The sequence below is a fragment of the Agrobacterium burrii genome (assembly GCF_017313405.1).
GTDB lineage: Bacteria > Pseudomonadota > Alphaproteobacteria > Rhizobiales > Rhizobiaceae > Agrobacterium > Agrobacterium burrii.
The window spans coordinates 61,502-82,682 of sequence record NZ_JAFLNA010000010.1 but is presented as its reverse complement, the minus strand read 5'-3'; the positions used below and the strand labels follow the sequence as shown (position 1 = coordinate 82,682).

The 21,181-nt window shown below is 57.0% G+C and carries 19 protein-coding genes; 3 read left to right on the top strand and 16 right to left on the bottom strand.

Features of this window, described 5'->3' with window-relative positions; translation table 11 throughout:
* Positions 1 to 23: 23 nt before the first annotated feature.
* From JZX89_RS18455 to JZX89_RS18420, 8 genes are all read right to left on the bottom strand, one after another.
* A complete protein-coding gene (locus JZX89_RS18455; protein ID WP_149900374.1) occupies positions 24 to 353 on the bottom strand; it encodes an L-rhamnose mutarotase in 330 nt (109 codons plus the stop codon).
* 11 nt (positions 354 to 364) lie between these two features.
* Positions 365 to 1,498 (bottom strand): mannitol dehydrogenase family protein, encoded by a 1,134-nt coding sequence (locus JZX89_RS18450; protein ID WP_207134967.1) that lies wholly within the window; start codon positions 1,496 to 1,498, stop codon positions 365 to 367.
* The gene (locus JZX89_RS18445; protein ID WP_207134966.1) at positions 1,495 to 2,505 is read right to left on the bottom strand and encodes a zinc-binding alcohol dehydrogenase family protein; all 1,011 of its coding nucleotides are present in this window, start codon (positions 2,503 to 2,505) and stop codon (positions 1,495 to 1,497) included. The genes JZX89_RS18450 and JZX89_RS18445 overlap by 4 nt, the downstream gene beginning before the upstream one ends.
* A 3-nt stretch (positions 2,506 to 2,508) precedes the next feature.
* Positions 2,509 to 3,330: an amidohydrolase family protein gene (locus JZX89_RS18440; protein WP_207134965.1), complete on the bottom strand. Its 822-nt coding sequence runs from the start codon at positions 3,328 to 3,330 to the stop codon at positions 2,509 to 2,511.
* A gap of 4 nt (positions 3,331 to 3,334) precedes the next feature.
* Positions 3,335 to 4,348 (bottom strand): aldo/keto reductase, encoded by a 1,014-nt coding sequence (locus JZX89_RS18435; RefSeq protein ID WP_153515422.1) that lies wholly within the window; start codon positions 4,346 to 4,348, stop codon positions 3,335 to 3,337.
* 65 nt (positions 4,349 to 4,413) lie between these two features.
* Positions 4,414 to 5,355 (bottom strand): ABC transporter substrate-binding protein, encoded by a 942-nt coding sequence (locus JZX89_RS18430; protein ID WP_153515421.1) that lies wholly within the window; start codon positions 5,353 to 5,355, stop codon positions 4,414 to 4,416.
* A gap of 76 nt (positions 5,356 to 5,431) precedes the next feature.
* A complete protein-coding gene (locus tag JZX89_RS18425; RefSeq protein WP_149900368.1) occupies positions 5,432 to 6,454 on the bottom strand; it encodes an ABC transporter permease in 1,023 nt (340 codons plus the stop codon).
* 8 nt (positions 6,455 to 6,462) lie between these two features.
* Positions 6,463 to 8,025 (bottom strand): sugar ABC transporter ATP-binding protein, encoded by a 1,563-nt coding sequence (locus tag JZX89_RS18420; RefSeq protein ID WP_207134964.1) that lies wholly within the window; start codon positions 8,023 to 8,025, stop codon positions 6,463 to 6,465.
* Between the two features lie 257 nt (positions 8,026 to 8,282).
* Between JZX89_RS18420 and JZX89_RS18415 the strand changes: the two genes are divergently transcribed.
* A complete protein-coding gene (locus JZX89_RS18415) occupies positions 8,283 to 8,975 on the top strand; it encodes a FadR/GntR family transcriptional regulator (protein ID WP_153515419.1) in 693 nt (230 codons plus the stop codon).
* 42 nt (positions 8,976 to 9,017) lie between these two features.
* Positions 9,018 to 10,550 (top strand): UxaA family hydrolase, encoded by a 1,533-nt coding sequence (locus JZX89_RS18410; RefSeq protein WP_149900365.1) that lies wholly within the window; start codon positions 9,018 to 9,020, stop codon positions 10,548 to 10,550.
* An 86-nt stretch (positions 10,551 to 10,636) separates the two neighbouring features.
* Here JZX89_RS18410 and purH read toward each other — a convergent pair whose 3' ends face one another.
* From purH to htpX, 4 genes are all read right to left on the bottom strand, one after another.
* Complete coding sequence (purH, locus tag JZX89_RS18405; protein WP_207134963.1) at positions 10,637 to 12,253, bottom strand: bifunctional phosphoribosylaminoimidazolecarboxamide formyltransferase/IMP cyclohydrolase; 1,617 nt, start codon at positions 12,251 to 12,253, stop codon at positions 10,637 to 10,639.
* 168 nt (positions 12,254 to 12,421) lie between these two features.
* Entirely contained in the window at positions 12,422 to 14,089 is a 1,668-nt protein-coding gene (locus tag JZX89_RS18400; RefSeq protein ID WP_207135045.1) for a heparinase II/III family protein, read from the bottom strand.
* Between the two features lie 124 nt (positions 14,090 to 14,213).
* A complete protein-coding gene (locus JZX89_RS18395; RefSeq protein WP_207134962.1) occupies positions 14,214 to 15,599 on the bottom strand; it encodes an RsmB/NOP family class I SAM-dependent RNA methyltransferase in 1,386 nt (461 codons plus the stop codon).
* Positions 15,596 to 16,555, bottom strand: a complete 960-nt coding sequence (gene htpX, locus JZX89_RS18390) for a zinc metalloprotease HtpX (RefSeq protein WP_149900362.1) — start codon at positions 16,553 to 16,555, stop codon at positions 15,596 to 15,598. Before htpX ends, JZX89_RS18395 begins: the two co-directional genes overlap by 4 nt.
* A 118-nt stretch (positions 16,556 to 16,673) precedes the next feature.
* Between htpX and JZX89_RS18385 the strand changes: the two genes are divergently transcribed.
* Entirely contained in the window at positions 16,674 to 16,874 is a 201-nt protein-coding gene (locus JZX89_RS18385; RefSeq protein ID WP_207134961.1) for a DUF1674 domain-containing protein, read from the top strand.
* A 62-nt stretch (positions 16,875 to 16,936) separates the two neighbouring features.
* Here JZX89_RS18385 and JZX89_RS18380 read toward each other — a convergent pair whose 3' ends face one another.
* The 4 genes from JZX89_RS18380 to mnmG are packed head-to-tail and all read right to left on the bottom strand — an operon-like array spanning position 16,937 to position 21,172.
* On the bottom strand, positions 16,937 to 17,818 hold the full coding sequence (locus JZX89_RS18380) for a ParB/RepB/Spo0J family partition protein (protein WP_207134960.1): 882 nt from the start codon (positions 17,816 to 17,818) through the stop codon (positions 16,937 to 16,939).
* A gap of 30 nt (positions 17,819 to 17,848) precedes the next feature.
* Positions 17,849 to 18,640, bottom strand: coding sequence for a ParA family protein (locus JZX89_RS18375; protein WP_153515414.1), 792 nt, complete (start codon positions 18,638 to 18,640; stop codon positions 17,849 to 17,851).
* Positions 18,641 to 18,659: 19 nt separating this feature from the next.
* The gene (rsmG, locus tag JZX89_RS18370) at positions 18,660 to 19,277 is read right to left on the bottom strand and encodes a 16S rRNA (guanine(527)-N(7))-methyltransferase RsmG (protein WP_153515413.1); all 618 of its coding nucleotides are present in this window, start codon (positions 19,275 to 19,277) and stop codon (positions 18,660 to 18,662) included.
* An 11-nt stretch (positions 19,278 to 19,288) separates the two neighbouring features.
* Entirely contained in the window at positions 19,289 to 21,172 is a 1,884-nt protein-coding gene (gene mnmG / locus JZX89_RS18365) for a tRNA uridine-5-carboxymethylaminomethyl(34) synthesis enzyme MnmG (RefSeq protein ID WP_207134959.1), read from the bottom strand.
* Between the last annotated feature and the right edge of the window lie 9 nt (positions 21,173 to 21,181).

Sequence of the window (21,181 nt, the reverse complement as noted above, 5' to 3'; positions counted from 1 at the left end):
CGGTCAGTGTCAAAGGAAATCGTTCAATCGTGGTGGAAGGTTTCTTCCATCATCGCCCACCACTCGTCTTGCTTGCGGCTTTCGAGCGGTTGCTGGCAGGGAATGGTGAAAGACCACCATTCCTGGTTCTTGGGGCTTGCGGCTATCTTCGCCATGTCAGCGCTGAAATCCGTGCCGTGATATTCCCAATAACCGAACAGCAGATTTTCCGGTTCACGCAGGAAGATCGTATAGTTACGGATGTTGCTGTCGCTGATGAGCGCCAGAACTTCCGGCCAGACGGCAGCGTGCAGCCTTTTATACTCCGCGATCATGTCCGGTTTGACGCCTATGACCATGCCCATACGCTGCATGAAAAACTCCGTTATTGCTTGATGGTGGCAAGCGCCGCGCGCAGCCCGTGTTGCGGCAGGTTCAATCCCAGCCGTTCTGCAGCAGCGATGATCGGGATGAATCGACGACGCTTCTTTTCATCGTGGTTACCGGCGATATCGGCCAGCCGATGCGCGAGAAAAGGATTGCGCAAACGTTCGCGCAACACACCGATATAGGCCTCAGCCTCATCTCCCATGCCTTCGGCGGCAAAGACCGGCAGAACTTCGTCGCGCCACAGCGTTTCCAGATTCGTAACGAGAGCGTCGTCGGCCATTGCCTGCCGCACCGTCTCGTCCTTGGCCCGGGCATCCTGCATCCAGCGCTCGGCCAGATAGGAATGGCCGAGATTGAGCAGAAAGAGCTTCAGTTTTTCGTAGTGGTCGAGATCATCCGTCAACACGATCGCAGGGTGAGCGCATGGCAAAACGAGCCCTTCCTGCCTCTCGATTGCCCAGAGCGCATAGGGCTCCGCCACCGCACCAACTGGATCGATAGGCTCGGAGACGATGCGGTCGACCAGACTATTGGCGAAACGGCATTTCTCATTGAGATAAAAAGCAAACCCCGCCGGCAATTGCCATTCGTCGGCAAGCTGGCGAATGACTTGCTGCAGCCTTTCGCCATTGCGCGGCACAAGTTCGCAGGGGAAGATCGACAAAGGCGCTTCCGGATTGCTCTGAAAACGCTCCAGCAGCAACGTGCAGAGCTTCGCCGGAAAGCTTTTCGGCACCACCGTGAAATCGGCCGCAAGGCCAGGCCCGTCAGCGGAATCCAGCTCATAACCGCGATCGCCCGTATTGGACAGGATAACCTCGGCCACGCTGGCAAGACGCCGCACTTCGGCCCAGTCGGTCGCGGCGGTCAGCGCGCGTGCGACAGCCTTACCCGGAATTTCCTCGTCCACTTCCTGCCCATCGCCGATACCGCGAATGCGCACAGGGTAGGGCGCTCCGCTGTTCAGTGCCGCAACACGCTTCAGGCTTTCCGCATTGCCGGTCGTCTGGACAATAGCGATATGTCCAAGAGCCTCGCCTTTATCCAGCGCCTGTGAAACGAACAGATCCGCATGCGCCAGAAGAAAGCGGCTGGTGCCAAATTGCAGAATGGGGGTATCAGACGTCATGCGACCTCCACCATGCCTTTGATCACTCCGGCTTTCGGATCGGTCAGACCGGCGAATTTAGAAGGTACATCGGCAAGCGTCATACGATGGGTAATCAGAGCTTCCGGTACCTTGCCGTCCCGCAGCGCCTGCAACACCCGCTCGAAATCGTCAGGCGTCGCATTGCGGCTGCCGAGCAGCGTCGTCTCGCGCTTGTGAAACTCCGGATCGTTGAAGCTGATATCGCTGGCGACAATCGATACCAGCACATAAGAACCGCCATGCCCGACGAAGGAAAACCCGCGCTCCATGGCTTTCGGATTGCCCGTCGCATCAAAAACCGCATCGAAGAAATCGTCACTGGTGATTTCGGAAAGGTGCTCCCTGTCGCCTTCACCAAGCGCCACCGTATGGGCGACACCGAGATGTTGCTTGCAGAAATCCAGCCGGTCGGTGCGCCCGTCGATCATGGTCACCTCGCCGCCATCGAGAACCGCAAAAACCGCAACCGCCATGCCGATAGGGCCGGCGCCGACGATCAGGACCTTCTGCCCTTTCTCGACCGCGCCACGGCGCACGGCATGCGCGCCAATCGCCAGAAATTCAGTCATGGCCGCCTGATCGAGACTCAGCCCCTCCGCCTTCAGCACGAATTGCTGCGGCACGCTCAGATATTCAACCATGCCGCCATCGCGATGAACGCCGAGCACGCCGATATTGCGGCAGCAATTGCTCTTGCCCTTCAGGCAGGCACTGCATTTTCCGCAGGAGATATAGGGGATGACGGTGACCACGTCGCCAGCGGAAAGAGGGCTGCCATCAGGCGCTTCTTCCACCGTGCCGGAAAGCTCGTGGCCCATGATGCGCGGGTAGGAAAGATAAGGCTGGTTGCCGGTGAAAATATGCAGATCCGTACCGCAGACGCCGATGCGGCGAATGCGCACCAGCACTTCACCTTCACCACGGCGAGGCTTCGGCAGATCCTTGGCGGTAAGTTGACCGGGAGTGTCACAGAAAATCGCCAGCATGCATCACCTGTCAGAAAGGGAATAAAAACGGATGGCGTTGCCGCCAAAAACTGCCGCATGGTCCTCTGCCGGCACGATATCGCGGCAGAAATCCAGCCAGGCCTGATAATCTCCCGCCAGCCGCAACACCGGCCAGTCGCTGCCGAATATCACGCGTTCGGCACCGAACAGCTCCAGAATGGTTTCGGCGTAAGGCCGCACCGCTTCCGGCCGCTGCTCGCCGCGCTCGGTCAGCAGACCGGAAAGCTTGCAATGAACATTGGCAAGAGCGGCCAGAGCCACAATGTCGCTCCGCCAGTCGCTATAATGACCGGTGGCGATCAATGGCTTCGCACCATGATCGATGACAACAGGCAATTGCGGATAACGGCGGGCAAAGGAAAGGAGATGCGGCAGATTGGGCGGCAACACCAGCGCATCAAAGACCAGCCCGTGTTTCACCAACGCTTCCACGGCGGCATCCAGCGCCTGATCGTCGATCCAGGCAATATCTTCCATGCCCTGCAGCATGGGGCGAACGCCCTTGAAGGCCGGATGTTTTGCCCGGCGGGCAATTTCCGTCACCGCATCGGGAGACTTCATGTCCACCCAGCCGACCACGCCCTTGATGAAGTCGGTCTTTTCCGCCAGCTCCAGCATGAAATCCGTGTCGGCCGCAGTCTCCATCGTCTGCACCAGCACCGTGCCGGAGACACCGGCTTCGGCCAATAACGGCGACAGATCGGCCGGAAGAAAATCCCGGTAGATGGCGGCGAGCGACGGCGGCGGCCATTGCCCGGCGCGGTCCTTCATCAACCAGAAATGCTGGTGGGCGTCGATGAACATGGCCTCAGGCCTTTCCGCCGGGTACGGGCGAACCTTCGGCAATCAGGCCGCGCCTGTGCAGCTCAGACCAGAATTCATCCGGGATAGGCTGTTCGAACCATTCGATATTGGAGGCAAGCTGTTGCGCATTGCGCGCGCCTGACACGACCGTGACCGAAGCCGGATGGGAGAGCGGAAATTGCAGCGCGGCCGCCTGCAACGACACGCCCAGTTCCTCGCACACGCCCTGCAGCGCATCGACGCGCGTGAGGATATCGGCAGGCGCATCGGCGTAGTTGAACTTGCGGTTGCCGGCCAGAATGCCCGAATTGAACGCACCGGCGACGACGATGCCCACGCCGCTTTCAGCACAGCGGTTCATGAAGGCAAGGCTCTGCTGTTCCAGGAGCGTATAACGACCGGCAAGCATGGCGACGTCGATATCGAAGACATCCATGGCGTCGCTGACGATCTGCCATTCGTTGACGCCAAGGCCAACAGCTCCGGTCGACCCTTCTTCACGCAGTTTGCCAAGCGCCCGGAAGCCGCCGCCAGTGGTCAGCTGCTCCCAGTAATGCTGGTGCTTTTCGCCATGGGTGAAGGAGCCGATATCATGCACATAAAGAATATCCGGCTTCAGAACACCCAGCCGCTGCTGGCTAGCCTCGAAGGAACGCAGGATACCGTCATAGGAATAATCATAAGTCGGGCGGAACGGCAACGGCGCGATATAGGCGTCCTCTTCCGGGCCGACGGTTTCATCCGGAACCATCACACGACCGACCTTGGTGCTGAGTGTATAATCGCTCCGCTCATGCTCCGTTACCATGGTGCCGAGACGACGCTCCGATCGCGTGTAACCGTAAAAGGGCGCGGTATCGAAATAACGCATGCCGCTTTCCCATGCCGTATCGAACGCACCTTTGGACTCTTCATAGGGCGTAACGCGGTAGAGATTGCCCATCTGGGCGCAGCCGAGGCCCATGACCGTGACGTCAACGGCGCGGCGCGGCAATTTGCGTGTATCGGAGACTTTCATCGCAGGGACTTTCCGGGTTTTTCTTTGAAAAGGCGCGCCGCCGTAAAGCGGCGCGCCGTCATGCATTAGTACAGAACGTTCTTGGCTTCCGGCTTTTCAACGTTGTCCTTAGTGACGACAACGACGCCAGTGTCGACGAACTTCTCAACCTTTTCCTTGTTGATGAGCTTGGTGATGGTTTCCACACCCTTTTCACCCATCTGGTAGGAACCCTGAACGACGATGCCGGCCAGCGTGCCGTCCTTGACGAAGCCCTGAAGGTCCTGATTGCCGTCGAAGCCGATGCCGATGACCTTGCCGGCCTTACCGGTCTGGGCGAGCGCACGGCCAACGCCGATTGCCGTCGGCTCATTGGCGCCGAAGATGCCCTTCAGATCGGAATTCGCGGCCAGAACGTCGGTGGTCTGGTTCAGCGCGGTCGCCATCTGCGACTGCGAATAGAAAGGACCGACAATCTTAAGGTTGGAATTCATCTGGATGTAATCGGTGAAACCGCCAACGCGGCCGATTTCCGAACCGGCGCCGGCGACGTATGACATGACGGCAATCTTGCCTTCCTTGCCCACCTTGTCGATCAGCGCCTGCGCTGCCAGTTCGCCGGCTTTCTTGTTATCGGTCGCGAGGAACGACTGGTAATATTGCTCCGAGCCGCTGGCCAGCTGCGAGTCGATCAGAACCACGGGAATACGGGCTTCCCAGGCCTTCTTGACGGCCGGAACCAGTGCATCCGGATCGGAAGGGGCAAGAACAATGCCTGCGACCTTACGGTTGATGGCGTTTTCAACCATGTTGACCTGGTCGGCGATCGCGGATTCGGCAGCCGGACCCTGGAAAGTCATGGTGTTGCCGGAAGAGTTCTTCATCGCCGCATCGGCGCCCTTCTGGACGTTCTGCCAGAAAGTGGAGTTGACGGTCTTGACAATGACGGCGATTTCGCCGGCCTGCACGGTGGAAACGCTCCACAGCGCGATTGCGGATGTCAGAAGGGCGGTCGCAAGTTTGTTCATTTCTTCCTCCGTGATGTCGGCATACCGGGCCTCCCCTTGCCGATCTTTTTTGCGGAAAGGGTCCGCAGGCCCTTGATCAGCGGCGGTTGCGCAACTGGTCGATCCAGACGGTGACCAGAATGACGAGGCCGATGATGATCTGTTGCGTGAAGGCGGAGACGCCGTTCATATTGAGACCGTTGCGCAGGATACCGATGACGAAGGCGCCGATGGCTGTGCCGGAAATGGTACCAACGCCCCCGATCAGCGATGTGCCGCCAATGACGGCACTGGCAATCGCATCCAGCTCATACATCACGCCTTCATTCGGCTGGGCGGTGACGAGGCGCGACATCAGCACGCAGCCCGTCAGTCCAGCGAGCGTGCCGGACAGAATGTAGGTGAAATTGGTAACGCGGGCGACGTTCACGCCAGACAGGCGCGCCGCATCCGCATTGGAACCGACGGCATAGATATGACGGCCGAGGATCGAGCGGTTGAGCATGAAGGAAACCGCAAGCGCAATCACCACCATCAGGATGACAGGGTAGGGGATGCCCGGAAACACCACGTTCGGGAAGCCGTCGTCACCGATATTGACGATGCGGAAGAGAGCGCCATTGCCGAGTTCGCCGAAGGATTCGCCGAGGCCAGAAACAGCACGCGCACCGGTGATCTGCAGGGCCACGCCGCGGGCGATCAGCATCATGCCAAGTGTGGCGATAAAGGGCGGCAGCTTAAAGCGTGTGACAAGCAGGCCGTTGATGAAGCCGCAAAGCGACCCCGTCAGAATGCCGAGAAACATGCCGATCGGCACCGGCATGCCAAGTTCTTTCACCGCAAGGGCTGCAACGACGCCGGCGAGCGCAAGCACTGAGCCAACGGAAAGATCGATACCGCCGGTGATGATGACGCAGGTTGCGCCGATACCCAGCAGCGCGATGGACGTGACCTGCAATGCGATCGTCATGCCATTATTAACGGTGAAGAAAGCGCTGCTGGTTGCGGAGAAGACCGCTACAAGCGCAACGAGGCTGCCAAGCGCCGCAAATTTCTGGATGATGTCCTTTTGGCGGTCGCTGAAAGCGAAGCTCTTCTTTGGTTCTGCAATATTGGCCATGTCGTTCCTCACTGCGCGGCCCGGCCGTAACCGGACGCATACCGCATGATTTCTTCCTGATTGGTCTTGGCGGTCTCAAGCACGCCCGTGATCCGGCCCTGGTGGAAAACGGCGATGCGATCCGTCAGCCCGAGAATTTCCGGCAGCTCTGAACTGATGAGAACAACGCCGATGCCCTTCGCAGCCAGTTCGTCCATGATCTTGTAGATCGCGAATTTCGCACCGACATCGATGCCGCGCGTCGGCTCATCGAAGAACAGCACACGCGACTGCCGGAACAACCATTTGCCGATGATGATTTTCTGCTGATTACCACCCGAGAGCAGCCGCACCGTCTGCTGGATGGAAGGTGTGCGAATATTCAGAAGGTCGACGTAACGTCTGGCGACATCGTCGTGCTTCTTGAAATCGATCAGCCCGAAACGATTGGAAACCTCGCCGATATTGGCAAGAGTTGTGTTTGCAGCAACGGACATCTTGATGGCCAGACCATCGCTCTTTCTATCTTCCGACAGATAGGCAATGCCTTCCCTGATGGCGTCCTGCGGTGAGCGAATGGAAAGCTCGCGGCTCTCAAAGATGATTTTTCCGCTATCGAGGGCATCGGCTCCGAAGATCGCACGCGCCACCTCGGTGCGCCCAGCCCCCATCAGCCCGGCAAAACCGAGAATTTCGCCGCGCCGCAGTGAGAAGGAGACATCCTGAAACACGCCCGCGCGCGTCAATCCCTCGGCAGAGAAGATGATATCTTCGGAGGGATTCGATGTGCGCTCCGGGAACTTGTCTTCCAGTGAGCGCCCGACCATGCGCGTGACGATATCGTCAACGGTGATCGAAGCGAAATCGTCGGTAGAAATATAACGCCCGTCGCGCAGAACCGTCACGCGATCGACGATCTCGGCCATTTCATCAAGACGATGAGAAATATAGACAATGCCGACACCGGATGCCTTGAGATCGCGAATGACCTTAAACAGCAGCCGCGTTTCCTGCTCGGTCAGCGAGGAGGTTGGCTCGTCCATGATGAGCACTTCAGCGTCAAGAGAGAGCGCCTTGGCGATCTCCACCATCTGACATTGGGCGACCGAGAGGCCACGCACAATCTGATCGGGGTCGATATCGACTCCCAGCCGATCAAGACAGCGTTTGGCATCGAGGCGCAGCTTTTTGCGGTCTACGAGAAAGCCACGGCGCGGCTCGCGGGCAAGATAGATGTTTTCGGCAACGGAGAGATGAGGAACGAGGTTGAGTTCCTGATGGATAATAGCGATGCCTGCAGCTTCGGACTCCAGCGGCGATGCATATTGCACCTTCACGCCCTTGTGCAGGATCGTGCCATCACTCGGCTGGTAGACGCCGCTGATGATTTTCATCAGTGTCGATTTTCCTGCGCCATTCTCGCCGCAGACAGCATGCACTTCACCGCTGCGCAGATCGAAATGCACATTCGACAGCGCCTTGACGCCCGGAAATTCCTTGCTGATGTTTTCAAGACGCAGGAGGGCCGAACGCTCCGCGCCCGTCTCCTCAGGCGAAAAATCGCCCCGAATTGTCGATGCGCCCTGCGGCATCTGGAAACCTCCCACCCGTGTTCCCCGCTCCACCGGGGTGCCTTCAACAGGCCAAATGGTTAGGCCGGTTTTTTTGAATGGTCAAGCCAATTAGGCCAAAATTTGAAATACGGTTTTGAGAGGAACGCAATGACAACCTATAGAAAACAGATATAATGCTGTAAATTCTTATATTTAAGTAATTTCTTGCGTATTGATACGCTTGGCGTTACGGTAAGGCCAAATAGAGATTGCAGACAGGGCTTATCGAAAAACACATGAATGGTCAGGCCAAAATAGCGGAACCACGCCGGCTCTATCAGCAGATAGCGGACCAGATACGTGAACTCATTGATCTCGGTGAATTTCTGCCCGGAACACGGCTTCCGGCCGAAAGGGAGCTGGCGCAGAAGCTCGGTGTATCGAGACCCTCGTTGCGAGAGGCGCTGATTGCGCTTGAAATCGACAACACTGTCGAAATTCGTATGGGTTCCGGTGTCTATGTATCGACAGAGGCTCTCCAGACTACCCATCACACCAAATCGCTGGGCGACAGCCCCTCTGAACTGATGCAGGCGCGCGCCGCCCTGGAAGGCGCAACCATCGTGCTGGCGGCAAGCCGCATGACAGATGAAACGATCTCAAGCCTTCGCCAAATCCTGAATACCATGCAGAAGGAAATCGAGGCCGGACGCAAACCGCTGGATCAGGATCGGCTGTTTCACGTCACCATTGCCGAACAATCCGGCAACAGCGTCCTCACACGGCTGGTGGCAAATCTTTTCGACGAACGACACAGCCCCATTTCAGCCCAGTTGCGGGTCAAATTCGAGGATCGGGATACCTGGACCCATGCGCTTCAGGAGCACGAAGCCATTCTGGCAGCTCTCGAACTCAAGGATCCGCTATTGGCGCAGGCGGCCATTCATATCCATCTGGAAGGCTCCAAGCGGCGCTGGGTCGAAAGCTGAGTTAAAAACATAGCAGGCAATATACCGGGAGGAGGAAAACCCGTGAGTGAGAATTCCGAGGCAACCATTTTGCTGAACGCCAACGACAATGTTGCGGTGGCGCGCCGGTCCATTCCGGCCGGTGGTGCGACGGGCAGGGGCGATCTGACGGCTCGTGAGCTGATCGGGCGCGGGCACAAAGTGGCCCTGAAATACATCAAATCCGGAGACGAGGTACTGAAATACGGCCAGGTGATCGGTATCGCCACTCAGGATATCGAACCGGGTCGACACGTGCATCTGCACAATCTCGCAATGGTGCCCTCCGAACATACACATCAGTTCAGTGTCGATATCGAAGAAAAGGGCATGGTGCCGGAAACCGAGCGCCGCACCTTCATGGGTTATGATCGTGGTCTCGGCGGCGTGGGAACACGCAACTATATCGGCGTCATCGCATCGGTGAACTGTTCCGCCACGGTGTCGCGTTATATCGCCGACTACTTCAACAAGCAGGGCGGACTTGACGGTTTCGACAATGTCGATGGTGTCGTAGCGCTGACGCACGGCGGGGGCTGCGCTCTGAATACCAAATCTGAAGGCTATCGCCTTCTGATCCGCACCATTCAGGGTTATGCCCGCCATCCCAATTTCGGCGGTATTCTGCTGATCGGCCTCGGCTGCGAAACCAACCAGATCGCCCCTATCCTCGAACATTACAAGATGGAAGAGGGCGAGCGGCTGCGCACCATGACGATCCAGCAGCACGGCGGCACGCGCAAGACAATCGATGCGGCGATTGCCGAAATCAAGGCTATGCTACCAATGGTCAATGCCGCCCGCCGCACCGAGCAACCGCTTTCGAAGCTGAAGGTGGCGCTGGAATGCGGCGGTTCGGATGGCTACTCCGGCATCTCCGCGAACCCAGCCTTGGGTTATGCATCCGACCTCATCGTCCGCAATGGCGGCACGACGGTTCTTTCCGAAACACCGGAGATTTACGGCGCGGAGCACCTGCTGACGAAGCGTGCCGTTACCCCGGCGGTCGCCGAAAAGCTGTTGCAGCGCATCGACTGGTGGCGGGATTACACCGCCCGCAATGGCGATGAACTCAACAACAACCCCTCCCATGGCAACAAGCTCGGTGGGCTGACCACTATTCTGGAGAAATCACTGGGTGCAGTCGCCAAGGGCGGCTCCATGCCGCTGAAGGCCGTTTACGAATTCGCCGAGACCGTCACAGAGCAAGGTTTCGTTTTCATGGATACGCCCGGCTACGATCCCGTTGCCGTCACTGGCCAGGTCGCCGGCGGCTGCAACGTCATCTGTTTCACCACCGGCCGCGGCTCGGTTTCCGGTTTCAAGCCGTCACCCTGCATCAAGATCGCCACCAATTCCGAAATGTATGAACACATGAAGGAAGACATGGATATCAACTGCGGTGAGATTGTTACCGGTACAGAAACTATCGAAGAATCCGGCAAACGAATTTTCGAACATATTCTGGCCGTGGCTTCCGGCGACAAGACGGTGAGCGAAATTTACGACTACGGCGACAACGAATTCGTGCCGTGGCAGGTCGGGGCGGTGACCTGAACAAAGGCCAAAATTGTCCCACGTGAAACAAAAGGCCCGGAAATCACTTTCCGGGCCTTAACTATTCATGATTATAGGTCCGCGCCTTAATGGCGGAAGTGACGCATGCCCGTGAACACCATCGTCACATTATGCTCGTTTGCAGCGTCGATCACTTCCTGATCACGCATGGAGCCGCCCGGCTGGATGACAGCGGTAGCGCCCGCAGCAATCGCAGCAAGCAAACCATCGGCGAAGGGGTAAAAGGCTTCAGAAGCAACGGCAGAGCCGCGCGTCAGCGGCTCAGTAAGGCCGAGCGCCTCGGCCGCATCTTCCGCCTTCTGGGCGGCGATGCGGGCGGAATCCACCCGGCTCATCTGGCCGGCACCGATACCAACCGTCTGTCCATCCTTGGCATAGATCACGGCATTTGATTTCACATGCTTGGCGATCTTGAAGGCGAACTTCATGTCCTCAAGCTCCTGCGCCGTCGGCGCACGCTTGGTGACAACCTTGAGGTCCAGATCCTCAACCATGCCATTGTCACGGCTCTGCACCAGCAGACCGCCGGAAACAGTCTTCGCGGTAATGCCGGCTGCGCGCGGGTCCGGTAGACCGCCAGCGGTCAGCAGACGCAGGTTCGGCTTGCGGGCAATGATGGACTTGGCTTCTTCGGTGACGTCAGGCGCAATGATGACTTCGGTGAAGAGCTTGACGATCTCTTCCGCCGTCTCCGCATCAAGCGTTTGGTTCAAGGCAATGACGCCGCCAAAAGCCGAAACGGAATCGCAGGCCAACGCCCGCCGGTAAGCTTCGGCAAGTGTCGGGCCGGTCGCAACGCCACAGGGGTTGGCATGCTTGATAATGGCGACTGCTGGTGCATTTTCCGGCAGGAATTCCGCCACCAGCTCGTAAGCCGCATCCGTATCATTGATATTATTGTAGGAAAGCTGCTTGCCCTGAAGCAACGTTGCGGTTGCGACGCCGGGACGCTTTTCGCCGGTCAGGTAAAAACCGGCGCTCTGATGCGGGTTCTCGCCATAACGCATCTTTTCCTTCAGCATTCCGCCGATGGCGCGGTAATCCGGCGTCTCTATCGAAAGCGCTTCAGCGAACCAGTTGGAAATCACGGCGTCATAGGCGGCCGTGCGGGCATAGGCCTTGGCGGCAAAGCGCTGGCGCAGCCCATAGGAAGTCTGCCCGTCATCCGCCTGCAGGGCTTCGACCAGGGAAGGATAGTCGGAGGGATCGGTAACGACGGTGACATAGGCATGGTTCTTGGCGGAAGCGCGGATCATCGCCGGCCCGCCAATATCGATGTTTTCGACCGTCGTAGGATAATCGCCGCCCTTGGCGCGAACTTCCTCAAAAGGATAAAGATTGATCACCGAGAGATCGATCGCCTCAATGCCATGTGCCTTCATCGCCTCTACATGGTCTGCATCATCCCGGATCGCCAGAAGCCCACCATGCACATTCGGATGCAGGGTCTTGACCCGACCGTCCATGATCTCGGGAAAATTGGTCACTTCGGAAACATCCGTCACCGGCAGCCCCGCATCGGCAATGGCCTTCGCCGTTCCACCGGTGGAAAGCAGCCGGACACCAAGCTTGGAGAGGACCGTCGCCAGCTCGATGATGTCAGTCTTGTCGGACACGGAAAGAAGCGCCGTGCGGATTTTGACTTTATCGGGGGCGGGAATTTTTTTGGACACGACGGCCATCGGGCATACTCCGTTTAACGGGGAGGACAGGCTGAAATGGAATTGATCCAGCAATTGCCGCCGCGTTAACACAGCTTACCGGATTAATAAACAGCACGGATGACGGAGGGTGAAAACTATGGGCAGTTTTCGCCCGAAATCGCCCGGATTGCGGGGGCGAGATGCGGCTCAGGCCTTGCGTTCGATGATCCAGCGGATTTCCCGCGTATTGGCGAGATTGAAAGGCAACTCGATTTGTTGCGAAGGCCGCATGCCGGAGGCATCAGCCATGAACACATCTTCGGTCACGAAAACCTCCAGCCCCGGCGCTGAAAACAGCCAGGTGGTCCCATCCGTCGCTTCCAGATAAACCGATTCCTCATCCCGCCGATGCAGCTGAATATGGGGATGGATGTGGAAGCGTGAAACCGCCGAGATCGATTGCAATGGCGTCTTCGCCACATTCTCGTCAGCTCGTAACAGGTCACGCCCTTTTATCTTCGTGCCGGCCGCATTCAGTTCGATTTCTCGCTCGTGATAGCAGCCGAAGTTCTGCAAATATCCATCATGTGATGCCCAGAGAACATCGCTGCCATTTCCGTCCGTTCCACGCTCACTATCCACCTGGCTGACGCCGGAGATCATGATCGGGCCAAGCAGCCTGGAGCGTGACAATCTGCACGAGGAGGTATCGGCAAGCGTGACGGTGGAATGGGCGGCCGTTGACCGGCTGGCCCGCTGATATTCCGGTGCTGCATTTTTCGGAAAGCCAGAATTGATGATGAACCGGTTCTTGCCGCAGGACATCTCAAAGGACAGGCAACCCGAATGGGCACTACGCGAAAGCTCCGCCGAACCGGGATACCCCGTATCCACAATGATGACGGTCTCATCTGTCGCAAGCCGATGGTAATTCACATCCGGCAGCATTTTCGAAGGCCGACCAGCGGTTTCATCATAACGCAGCACGGAGACAAGCTCGTTGGCAAGCGTCGCCGTCGCGCCGTTGAACAGTGCGAGGTCGCCACCCTGATGCCTGAAAAAGCGGATTGCCGGAAACATCCGATCTATCGCCGGCACCAGCCCGGAGGGCAGATCGTGGCCAAGATTGATATAACTTTGCCGAAGCGGCAGAAGATCGAGCAGCAGATCAAGCATGACCCGCGGGTTGCGGGACACATGCCCGCCATCGGGCAGAATCTGGCGTTCCATTTCCTGAGCCAGCTTTATTCCATGCCGAGTGATACGCGAAAGGCGTGTCGGCATGGCGATGGAGGCCATGGCAAGCGCGATCCTGATCCGCAGCCGCGTCTCGCCATCCGGTGCGTGTTTAACAATCCTGTCGAGATAACGCACATGAAAGGCGAGGCTTTTGAGGAACCGGCGATAAAAACCAGCATCGGCCTCGAATAAAACGACGGGGGAATGGGACAGCCAGGCAATCAGCCGCTGCGCCGCGATCTCCGGAGACCAGCCTATCCCGGTAACGCGTCTGCCGTTCAGGGCAATCCATTCGGCAACAATGCGACGCGCCCGCTTGCAGGCTTCGCTCGACCTGTCGGAACGGATATGCCGCAACCAGCCGAAGGCGTGCAGCCGCTCCTCAAAAACCAGCGAGGGATAATCCACCTGAAAAGGCGACAGGCCGCCGGTTTCCACGACACGACCGGCAAGCGCGATGCGCCCACGCAGCAATTCCTCGGCAAAATAGGGATCGATTGCCCTCAGATCCGTCGGCGCCGCTACCAGACCATCGGGAACACGATTGGCAAACCGCGAGACATGCAGGCGCAAAGGTGTAAGGCCGACACACAGATGACGATACGCCATCCGTGAAAGAAGACCGGCCGCATTCATGCTGCCTGCAAAGGACCCTGACAAGCTGTGTTTCCCGCTTCACATGTTTTGTTTTTATCAGTGAACCGTGATGACCGGAACATTATCGATAAATATCAATGATTCGCGAAAGCTTCGCTTTTTTCTACTTCTTACGCAAGACACTGCTAAAAAACCCGTCGACACCGCCGAACATATCCGGCGTCGTGCGCAGATCACCCTCGGGACTGACTGCCGTTTCCATTCCCGGCCAATCTTCCTTGCGAACGGCAATACGCTCCACACATGGATTTTCCGCCAGAACCTGCGCAATCATCTCTTCGCCTTCCGAAGGATCGAGCGAGCAGTTGGAGAACACCACCACACCGCCAGAACCCACCAATGTCAGCGCATGCCGCAACATCTGGCCCTGAAGAGCCGCAAGTTTGGCAATGTCCGTTTCATCCTTGGTCCAGCAGACATCGGGATGTTTGCGCAGCGTACCGGTTGACGAACAGGGCGCATCCAGGAGAACAGCGTCAAAGAGCTGCTCCGGCTGGTACTTCAACATGTTCACCTCCACCGTTTCGGCATGGAGGCCAAGCCGGTCGAGATTTTCCCTGAGACGTCGCAGACGATTGCCGGACTGGTCCAGCGCTGTCACTTTTGCACCCGCCAGCGCAAGCTGCGCCGTCTTTCCGCCCGGAGCCGCGCAGAGATCGGCGACACGTTTGCCGGAGATGTCTCCCAGCAGTCGCACCGGCATGCTGGCGGCAAGATCCTGCACCCACCAGGCGCCCTCGGTAAAGCCTTCAAGCGAGGGTATCTGACCTTCGAAGTCTCCAAGACGCACGCTGCCATTCGGCAAAACCGTACCTCCCAGCTTCTCCGCCCACAGGGCCGGATCGGCCTTGACTGTGAGATCGATGGAGGCCGGTGTCAGCTGCGCTTCGGAAATCCGCTTTGCAACTTCATCGCCGTAAGCCGACACGAGACGGGCATAGAACCAGTCCGGCAACACCGGCACAGCAGCGATAGCCTGTTCGATTTCTGCTTTCTCCCGGCCAAGTCGTCTGAGAACGGCATTGACCAGTTTCACGAAACGCTTGTTACGTGGGTCACGATGTGCCTGTTCAACAGCTAGATCGACGGCGGAATGATCGGGGACATCGAGATAAAGCATTTGCGCCGCGCCGACGACAAGCACATGGTGCAGAGATCGCGCACCCTGCGGCAACGGCCCGTCAAGCAGCATCGACAATGCCGCTTCAATGCGGGGAAGGTGGCGAAGCGCACTATTGACGATGGCTCTCACCAGCGCCCGGTCCGCAATGGAAAGCGCCCGATAGACAGGATTGCCGTTTTCACTATCCAGCATGCCATCAAGCGAAGTCTTCTTTTCCAGAACGGCAGCGAGAATACGGGTCGCGGCGATGCGCGTGGCAAGACCGGGCTTATCCTCGAAAGAAGAAGGGCCGTCTTCACGGCCCCCGCCTTGTGCGGACCTCGGTTTTTTAGACCGTGCCGGCTTATTCTGAATATCGGATGTCAAGACCACGGTCCCTTGCGCTCGTTTTCGTTGCTTCGTCCCGTATTGGGAACGGAGCCTGATTTGCGCAGAGGTCTATCACCCGATGGCGGCGGCGTCGATGCTCGCGGGGAAAACTCCTGCGCCATTGCATGCAGCGCTGCTACGCGGTTTTCCGTATTCGGATGTGTGGAAAAGAGATTGTCCATACGTTCGCCAGAGAGGGGATTGATGATGAACATATGCGCCGTTGCCGGGTTTCGCTCGGCATCGTCATTGTGAATCTGCTGCGCCATGCCGGAGATTTTCTGCAACGCCGAGGCAAGCCACAGCGGATTGCCGCAGATTTCCGCGCCGCGCCGGTCCGCAGAATATTCCCGCGTTCGGCTGATCGCCATCTGCACCAGCATCGCGGCAAGCGGCGCAACGATCATCGCAACCAGCACGCCGATAAAACCGAGCGGATTATTATTGTTCTCCCGGTTCCCGCCGAAGAAGAAGGCGAAATTACCAAGCATGGAAATGGCACCCGCGATCGTGGCGGTGATCGTCATGGTCAATGTATCGCGGTTTTGCACATGCGCCAGCTCATGCGCCATGACACCGGCCACTTCTTCCGGGGTAAGACGCTCCAGCAGGCCAGTAGAGGCTGCCACGGCGGCATTCTGCGGGTTTCTTCCCGTCGCAAAAGCGTTAGGCTGCGGACTGTCGTAAATATAGACCTTCGGCATCGGCAGGCCGGCATTGTGCGAAAGATCGCGGATCATGTGGAAAAATTCGGGCGCATTCGCCTGATCGATCTCCCGCGCGCGATAGGCGGAGAGGACCATTTTATCCGAATTCCAATAGGAGAAGAGGTTCATACCCGCGGCAATGAGAAGGGCAATCATCATGCCGCCCTTGCCGCCGATCAGAAAACCGACACCCATGAACAATGCCGTCATGAAGGCCAGAAGCATTGCCGTGCGCATCATGTTCATCCGTTATATTCTCCTTGTCGCTCATCAGGACTATTGCAGGGTTTATAAACCCCGCTCGATTATATAATCTGGTAAACGCCAAACATATTTCAATATCCCGTTATAGGGAGGATTTCTGATGCAAGATGCGGATAATGACAACGGCGCGGAAACGCCGAGGCGGCTATCGCCGGCAGCGGAACGTGCCTTGAAAGAGGCGGAAAAGCGACGCGGGCAACAGGCGGACCTTCAATTGCCGCCGGAAACGGGCGGCCGCGGTGGTGCCGAACCTGTTCGTTTCGGTGATTATGAAATAAAGGGCCGGGCTATCGACTTTTGAACCGTCCCAAAATGAAAATACCCGCCGAAAGCGGGTATTTATCAACAAAAACAAATACTTGACTATTTCTGCTCCAGAAGTCGGCAGACCGCTTCCAGCTGTTCGAGTGTGCGGTATCCGATACGGATTTGCCCCGAACCGCCCTTGTGGTTGATCTTTACATCCAGCCCCAGAGCATCAGACAGGCTGCGTTCCAACGCGACAGTATCAGAATCCTTCTCAGCCGCTGGTCGCTTCTCCGCAACGTCACCCTGTGATTTAATATCGTTTTGCGCCAGACGCTCGGCGTCACGCACCGACAATCCCTTGGAAACGATCGTCCGCGCCAGATTTGCCGGATCGGATGTAGAAACAAGCGCCCGCGCATGACCTGCGGAGAGCGAGCCATCCGCGAGCATATCACGCACCGGATCGGGAAGCTTTAAAAGCCGGAGGCTGTTTGCAACATGGCTGCGGCTCTTGCCAATAATCTCACCGAGATCATTCTGGGTATAGCCGTGCTCGGCGATTAGCTGTTCATAACCCATCGCCTCTTCAAGCGGGTTCAGGTCTGAACGCTGCACGTTTTCGACGATGGCCAGCTCAAGTGCAGTGCGGTCATCCACATCGCGGACGATAGCAGGCACATCGGTAAAGCCAGCCAGCTGCGCCGCGCGCCAACGTCGTTCACCGGCGATAATCTCGTAACGGTTGACACCAACCGTCCGCACGACCACAGGCTGAACAATTCCATGCTGGCGAATGGATGCGGCCAGATCCTGCAGCTCGTTCTCATCGAAATGGCGTCTTGGGTTTCTTTGACTGCGAGCGATGAATTCAATCGGAATGGTACGGTCGGCATTGACGGCGCGCTGCGGCTCGCCCACTGGCATCGGCTGATCCATTTCGCCGATCAATGCAGCAAGACCACGCCCGAGTCGACGCTTGGAAAGATCATCACTCATAAGATATTACTCCATACATTCCGGCAGACGTCAGGCGGCTTTGCGCAGCCGCTCTCTCTGAATCACTTCCGACGCCAGCTGCAGATAGGCCTGGCTGCCGGCGCATTTCAGATCATAAAGAATTGCCGGTTTACCATAAGACGGCGCTTCGGAGACACGAACATTACGCGGAATGAGCGTGTGGTAAACCTTTTCTCCCAAATGGGTACGCACGTCAGTGACAACCTGCTGCGCAAGATTGTTCCGCGCGTCGAACATCGTCAGAACGATACCCTGTATATCAAGCTGCGGATTAACCGAACCGCGGATTTGACTGACGGTATCCAGCAGCTGGCTAAGACCTTCGAGAGCAAAGAACTCGCACTGCAGTGGCACCAGCACCGAGTGGGCGGCCGTCATGGCATTCATGGTCAGAAGATTGAACGAGGGCGGGCAATCGACGAGAATATAGGAATAATCTCTTGCCTCTTGCGTTTCCATGGCCGCGCGCAACAGAAACACCCGGTTGGAAACATTGGCAACCTGCATCTCGAAACCGAGCAAATCCATGGTCGACGGCACGATGTCAAGATTTGGAACTGCCGTCGGAACAGCAACTTCACCGATGGTATGATCGCCCACCAGAAGATCGTAGGAGGAAAGCTTGCGCTCCTTGCGGTCAATCCCAAGTCCTGTGCTGGCATTGCCCTGCGGATCCAGATCAATGATCAATACGCGCTCACCAATAGCCGCCAGTGCCGTTGCGAGATTAATGGCAGTCGTTGTTTTTCCAACGCCGCCCTTCTGGTTTGCAACTGCGATAATCCGGTTTTTTTCAGTCATACCGCACCTGGCCAGCTTGTCAGCGCCTCAAAGCGAGGCTGCTGATTTCAAGAACAACAGAATCTGCCTCAATGGCACTCTGATGTTTTACCAGATCAAACTGCCAGCGACCATGCGCTTTCTGCACTTCGGAATCATAATCCCGGCCTTTATTAAAATAGGCCTTGAGATTTGGATTATTCTGCGCCCAGGGATGTATATAATCGAAAAGCAGATCAAGCTCGGCAAGCGCCCGCGCAGAAACCGCATCGCAAGTGTTTATGATTTCAGGCGCTCTTTCGATCCTCACCGGATGAACTGCGCCTCTTGCTCCGGTTTCCTTCAGCGCAATCCGCAAAAACGCGGCTTTTTTATTGTTGCTTTCAACCAGATCAACCCAACCGTCACCGAGTTCGGCCAGAAAAATAGCCGTAATAACGCCGGGAAAGCCGCCGCCGCTGCCTAAATCGACCCATTTCTGTGGGGTGGGAGACATCTGGAATATCTGGGCGCTGTCGGCCACATGCCTACTCCAGAGCTCCGTGAGAGTGGAGGGCGCGACCAGATTTGTGGTTCTATTCCACTTCTTAAAAAGCTCGACAAAGTGCTCGAGCCTCTCATGTGTTTCACGTGAAACACTCTGGCCGTTTATCTTCATAATCCGACTCGCTATTGGTGCATGCGCAATTTTTCGCCTTGCCCCGCAGAATTTTTCCGCAGAAGCGCAAGCAGCAGCGATATCGCAGCCGGTGTCATACCGTCAACACGCGCAGCCTGCGCAATGTTCTCGGGACGGGCCTTTTCCAACTTTTGTTTCAGTTCATTGGAAAGGCCTGAGAGACTTTGGAAATCGAAATCATCCGGAATCTTTCTATCTTCATCGCGCTTGATATCAACAATGTCCGCGCTCTGCCGCTGCATATAAACCGCATAGCTCGCTTCGATTTCCAGAACTTCTGCAACCTTGCCCCGAAGCGATTCCAGTTCCGGCCAATGCGGCGTCAAAACATCCAGTGTTATATCGGGATAGGCGAGTAGTTCATAAACGGAACGGCGCTGCCCATCCTGATTGAGTTTTAATCCCTGCTTAGCCGCCTGCGAAGGGCTTATGGAAAGTGCCTTCATCAGTTCACGAGCCGATTCCAGGTCAGCAATAAATGCTTCAAAGCGCTTTTCGCGCTCAGAACCGATAATGCCAGCCCTTTGGCCAGTTGGCGTAAGCCGCAAATCGGCATTATCTACCCTTAGGGAAAGCCGATATTCGGCCCGCGACGTAAACATGCGATAGGGTTCGCTCACGCCCTTAGACGTCAGATCATCGATCATGACGCCGATATAGGATTCCGTTCGGCTGAAATAGAGTGGATCGGTATTGCTCGCATATAGCGAAGCGTTCAATCCTGCGACGAGACCCTGCGCACCCGCTTCTTCATAACCCGTAGTGCCATTGATCTGTCCGGCCAGGAACAGGCCTGGAATTTTACGGCATTCCAGCGAAGGCTTGAGCTCTCGTGGATCGACATAATCATATTCGATGGCATAACCGGGTTGAAGAATAGTGACCTGTTCGAGCCCAGGTATGGTACGGATAAATTGCTCCTGCACGAAGGCGGGAAGGGAGGTCGAGATACCATTCGGATAGATGGTGTGGTCGTCGAGACCTTCTGGTTCCAGAAATATCTGGTGGCCGTCCCGCTCCCCAAAACGGGTGATCTTATCCTCGATCGAAGGACAATAACGTGGGCCAACACCTTCAATTTGACCGGAATACATCGCCGACAGATGAATATTGTCCTGGATAATCTTATGCCCGGCCGGCGTCGTGCGGGTTACGCCGCATTCGATCTGCGGGTTGAGAATGTGATCTGTCATAAAGGAGAAGGGTACCGGTTCTTCATCCGCTCCCTGCCGATCTACGGCACCCCAGTCAACGGTACGACCGTCGAGCCGCGCAGGCGTGCCCGTTTTCAACCGCCCCATAACTAGGCCAAGACGAGAAAGTGTCTCGGAAAGACCCAATGACGGCTTTTCGCCGACACGGCCGGCAGGAATCTTTTCGGAACCGATATGAATAAGGCCCCGCAAGAAAGTCCCGCTTGTCAGAACAACGGCCCCACACGGAATCCGGCTACCATCCGCCATAATGACAGCTGCAACACGATCACCAACCATTTCGATATCAAAGGCGTCACCCTCAATAATCGTCAAATTTTCAATCGCGTCGATTTCGCGCTGCATCGCTTCGCGATAAAGCCGCCTGTCCGCCTGCGTCCGAGGTCCGCGAACGGCGGGACCCTTTTTGCGATTGAGCATACGGAACTGAATACCAGCAGCATCAGCGACCCTGCCCATCAACCCGTCCAGCGCATCAATCTCACGAACCAGATGCCCTTTGCCAAGTCCGCCGATTGCGGGGTTGCAGGACATCACCCCGATCGTTTCGCGCTTATGAGTGATGAGGGCGGTTTTTGCACCATGTCGCGCGGCGGCAGCGGCGGCTTCGCTGCCGGCGTGCCCGCCTCCGATAATAATGACATCAAATGACTGGTGCATATCCCTGCG

Bases quoted from the DNA above. Each gene is read 5' to 3' on its own strand.
- JZX89_RS18455 (WP_149900374.1), bottom strand. From the start codon at position 353: ATGCAGCGTATGGGCATGGTCATAGGCGTCAAACCGGACATGATCGCG.
- JZX89_RS18450 (WP_207134967.1), bottom strand. From the start codon at position 1,498: ATGACGTCTGATACCCCCATTCTGCAATTTGGCACCAGCCGCTTTCTT.
- JZX89_RS18445 (WP_207134966.1), bottom strand. From the start codon at position 2,505: ATGCTGGCGATTTTCTGTGACACTCCCGGTCAACTTACCGCCAAGGAT.
- JZX89_RS18440 (WP_207134965.1), bottom strand. From the start codon at position 3,330: ATGTTCATCGACGCCCACCAGCATTTCTGGTTGATGAAGGACCGCGCC.
- JZX89_RS18435 (WP_153515422.1), bottom strand. From the start codon at position 4,348: ATGAAAGTCTCCGATACACGCAAATTGCCGCGCCGCGCCGTTGACGTC.
- JZX89_RS18430 (WP_153515421.1), bottom strand. From the start codon at position 5,355: ATGAACAAACTTGCGACCGCCCTTCTGACATCCGCAATCGCGCTGTGG.
- JZX89_RS18425 (WP_149900368.1), bottom strand. From the start codon at position 6,454: ATGGCCAATATTGCAGAACCAAAGAAGAGCTTCGCTTTCAGCGACCGC.
- JZX89_RS18420 (WP_207134964.1), bottom strand. From the start codon at position 8,025: ATGCCGCAGGGCGCATCGACAATTCGGGGCGATTTTTCGCCTGAGGAG.
- JZX89_RS18415 (WP_153515419.1), top strand. From the start codon at position 8,283: ATGAATGGTCAGGCCAAAATAGCGGAACCACGCCGGCTCTATCAGCAG.
- purH (WP_207134963.1), bottom strand. From the start codon at position 12,253: ATGGCCGTCGTGTCCAAAAAAATTCCCGCCCCCGATAAAGTCAAAATC.
- JZX89_RS18400 (WP_207135045.1), bottom strand. From the start codon at position 14,089: ATGAATGCGGCCGGTCTTCTTTCACGGATGGCGTATCGTCATCTGTGT.
- htpX (WP_149900362.1), bottom strand. From the start codon at position 16,555: ATGAACATGATGCGCACGGCAATGCTTCTGGCCTTCATGACGGCATTG.
- JZX89_RS18385 (WP_207134961.1), top strand. From the start codon at position 16,674: ATGCAAGATGCGGATAATGACAACGGCGCGGAAACGCCGAGGCGGCTA.
- JZX89_RS18380 (WP_207134960.1), bottom strand. From the start codon at position 17,818: ATGAGTGATGATCTTTCCAAGCGTCGACTCGGGCGTGGTCTTGCTGCA.
- JZX89_RS18375 (WP_153515414.1), bottom strand. From the start codon at position 18,640: ATGACTGAAAAAAACCGGATTATCGCAGTTGCAAACCAGAAGGGCGGC.
- rsmG (WP_153515413.1), bottom strand. From the start codon at position 19,277: ATGAAGATAAACGGCCAGAGTGTTTCACGTGAAACACATGAGAGGCTC.
- mnmG (WP_207134959.1), bottom strand. From the start codon at position 21,172: ATGCACCAGTCATTTGATGTCATTATTATCGGAGGCGGGCACGCCGGC.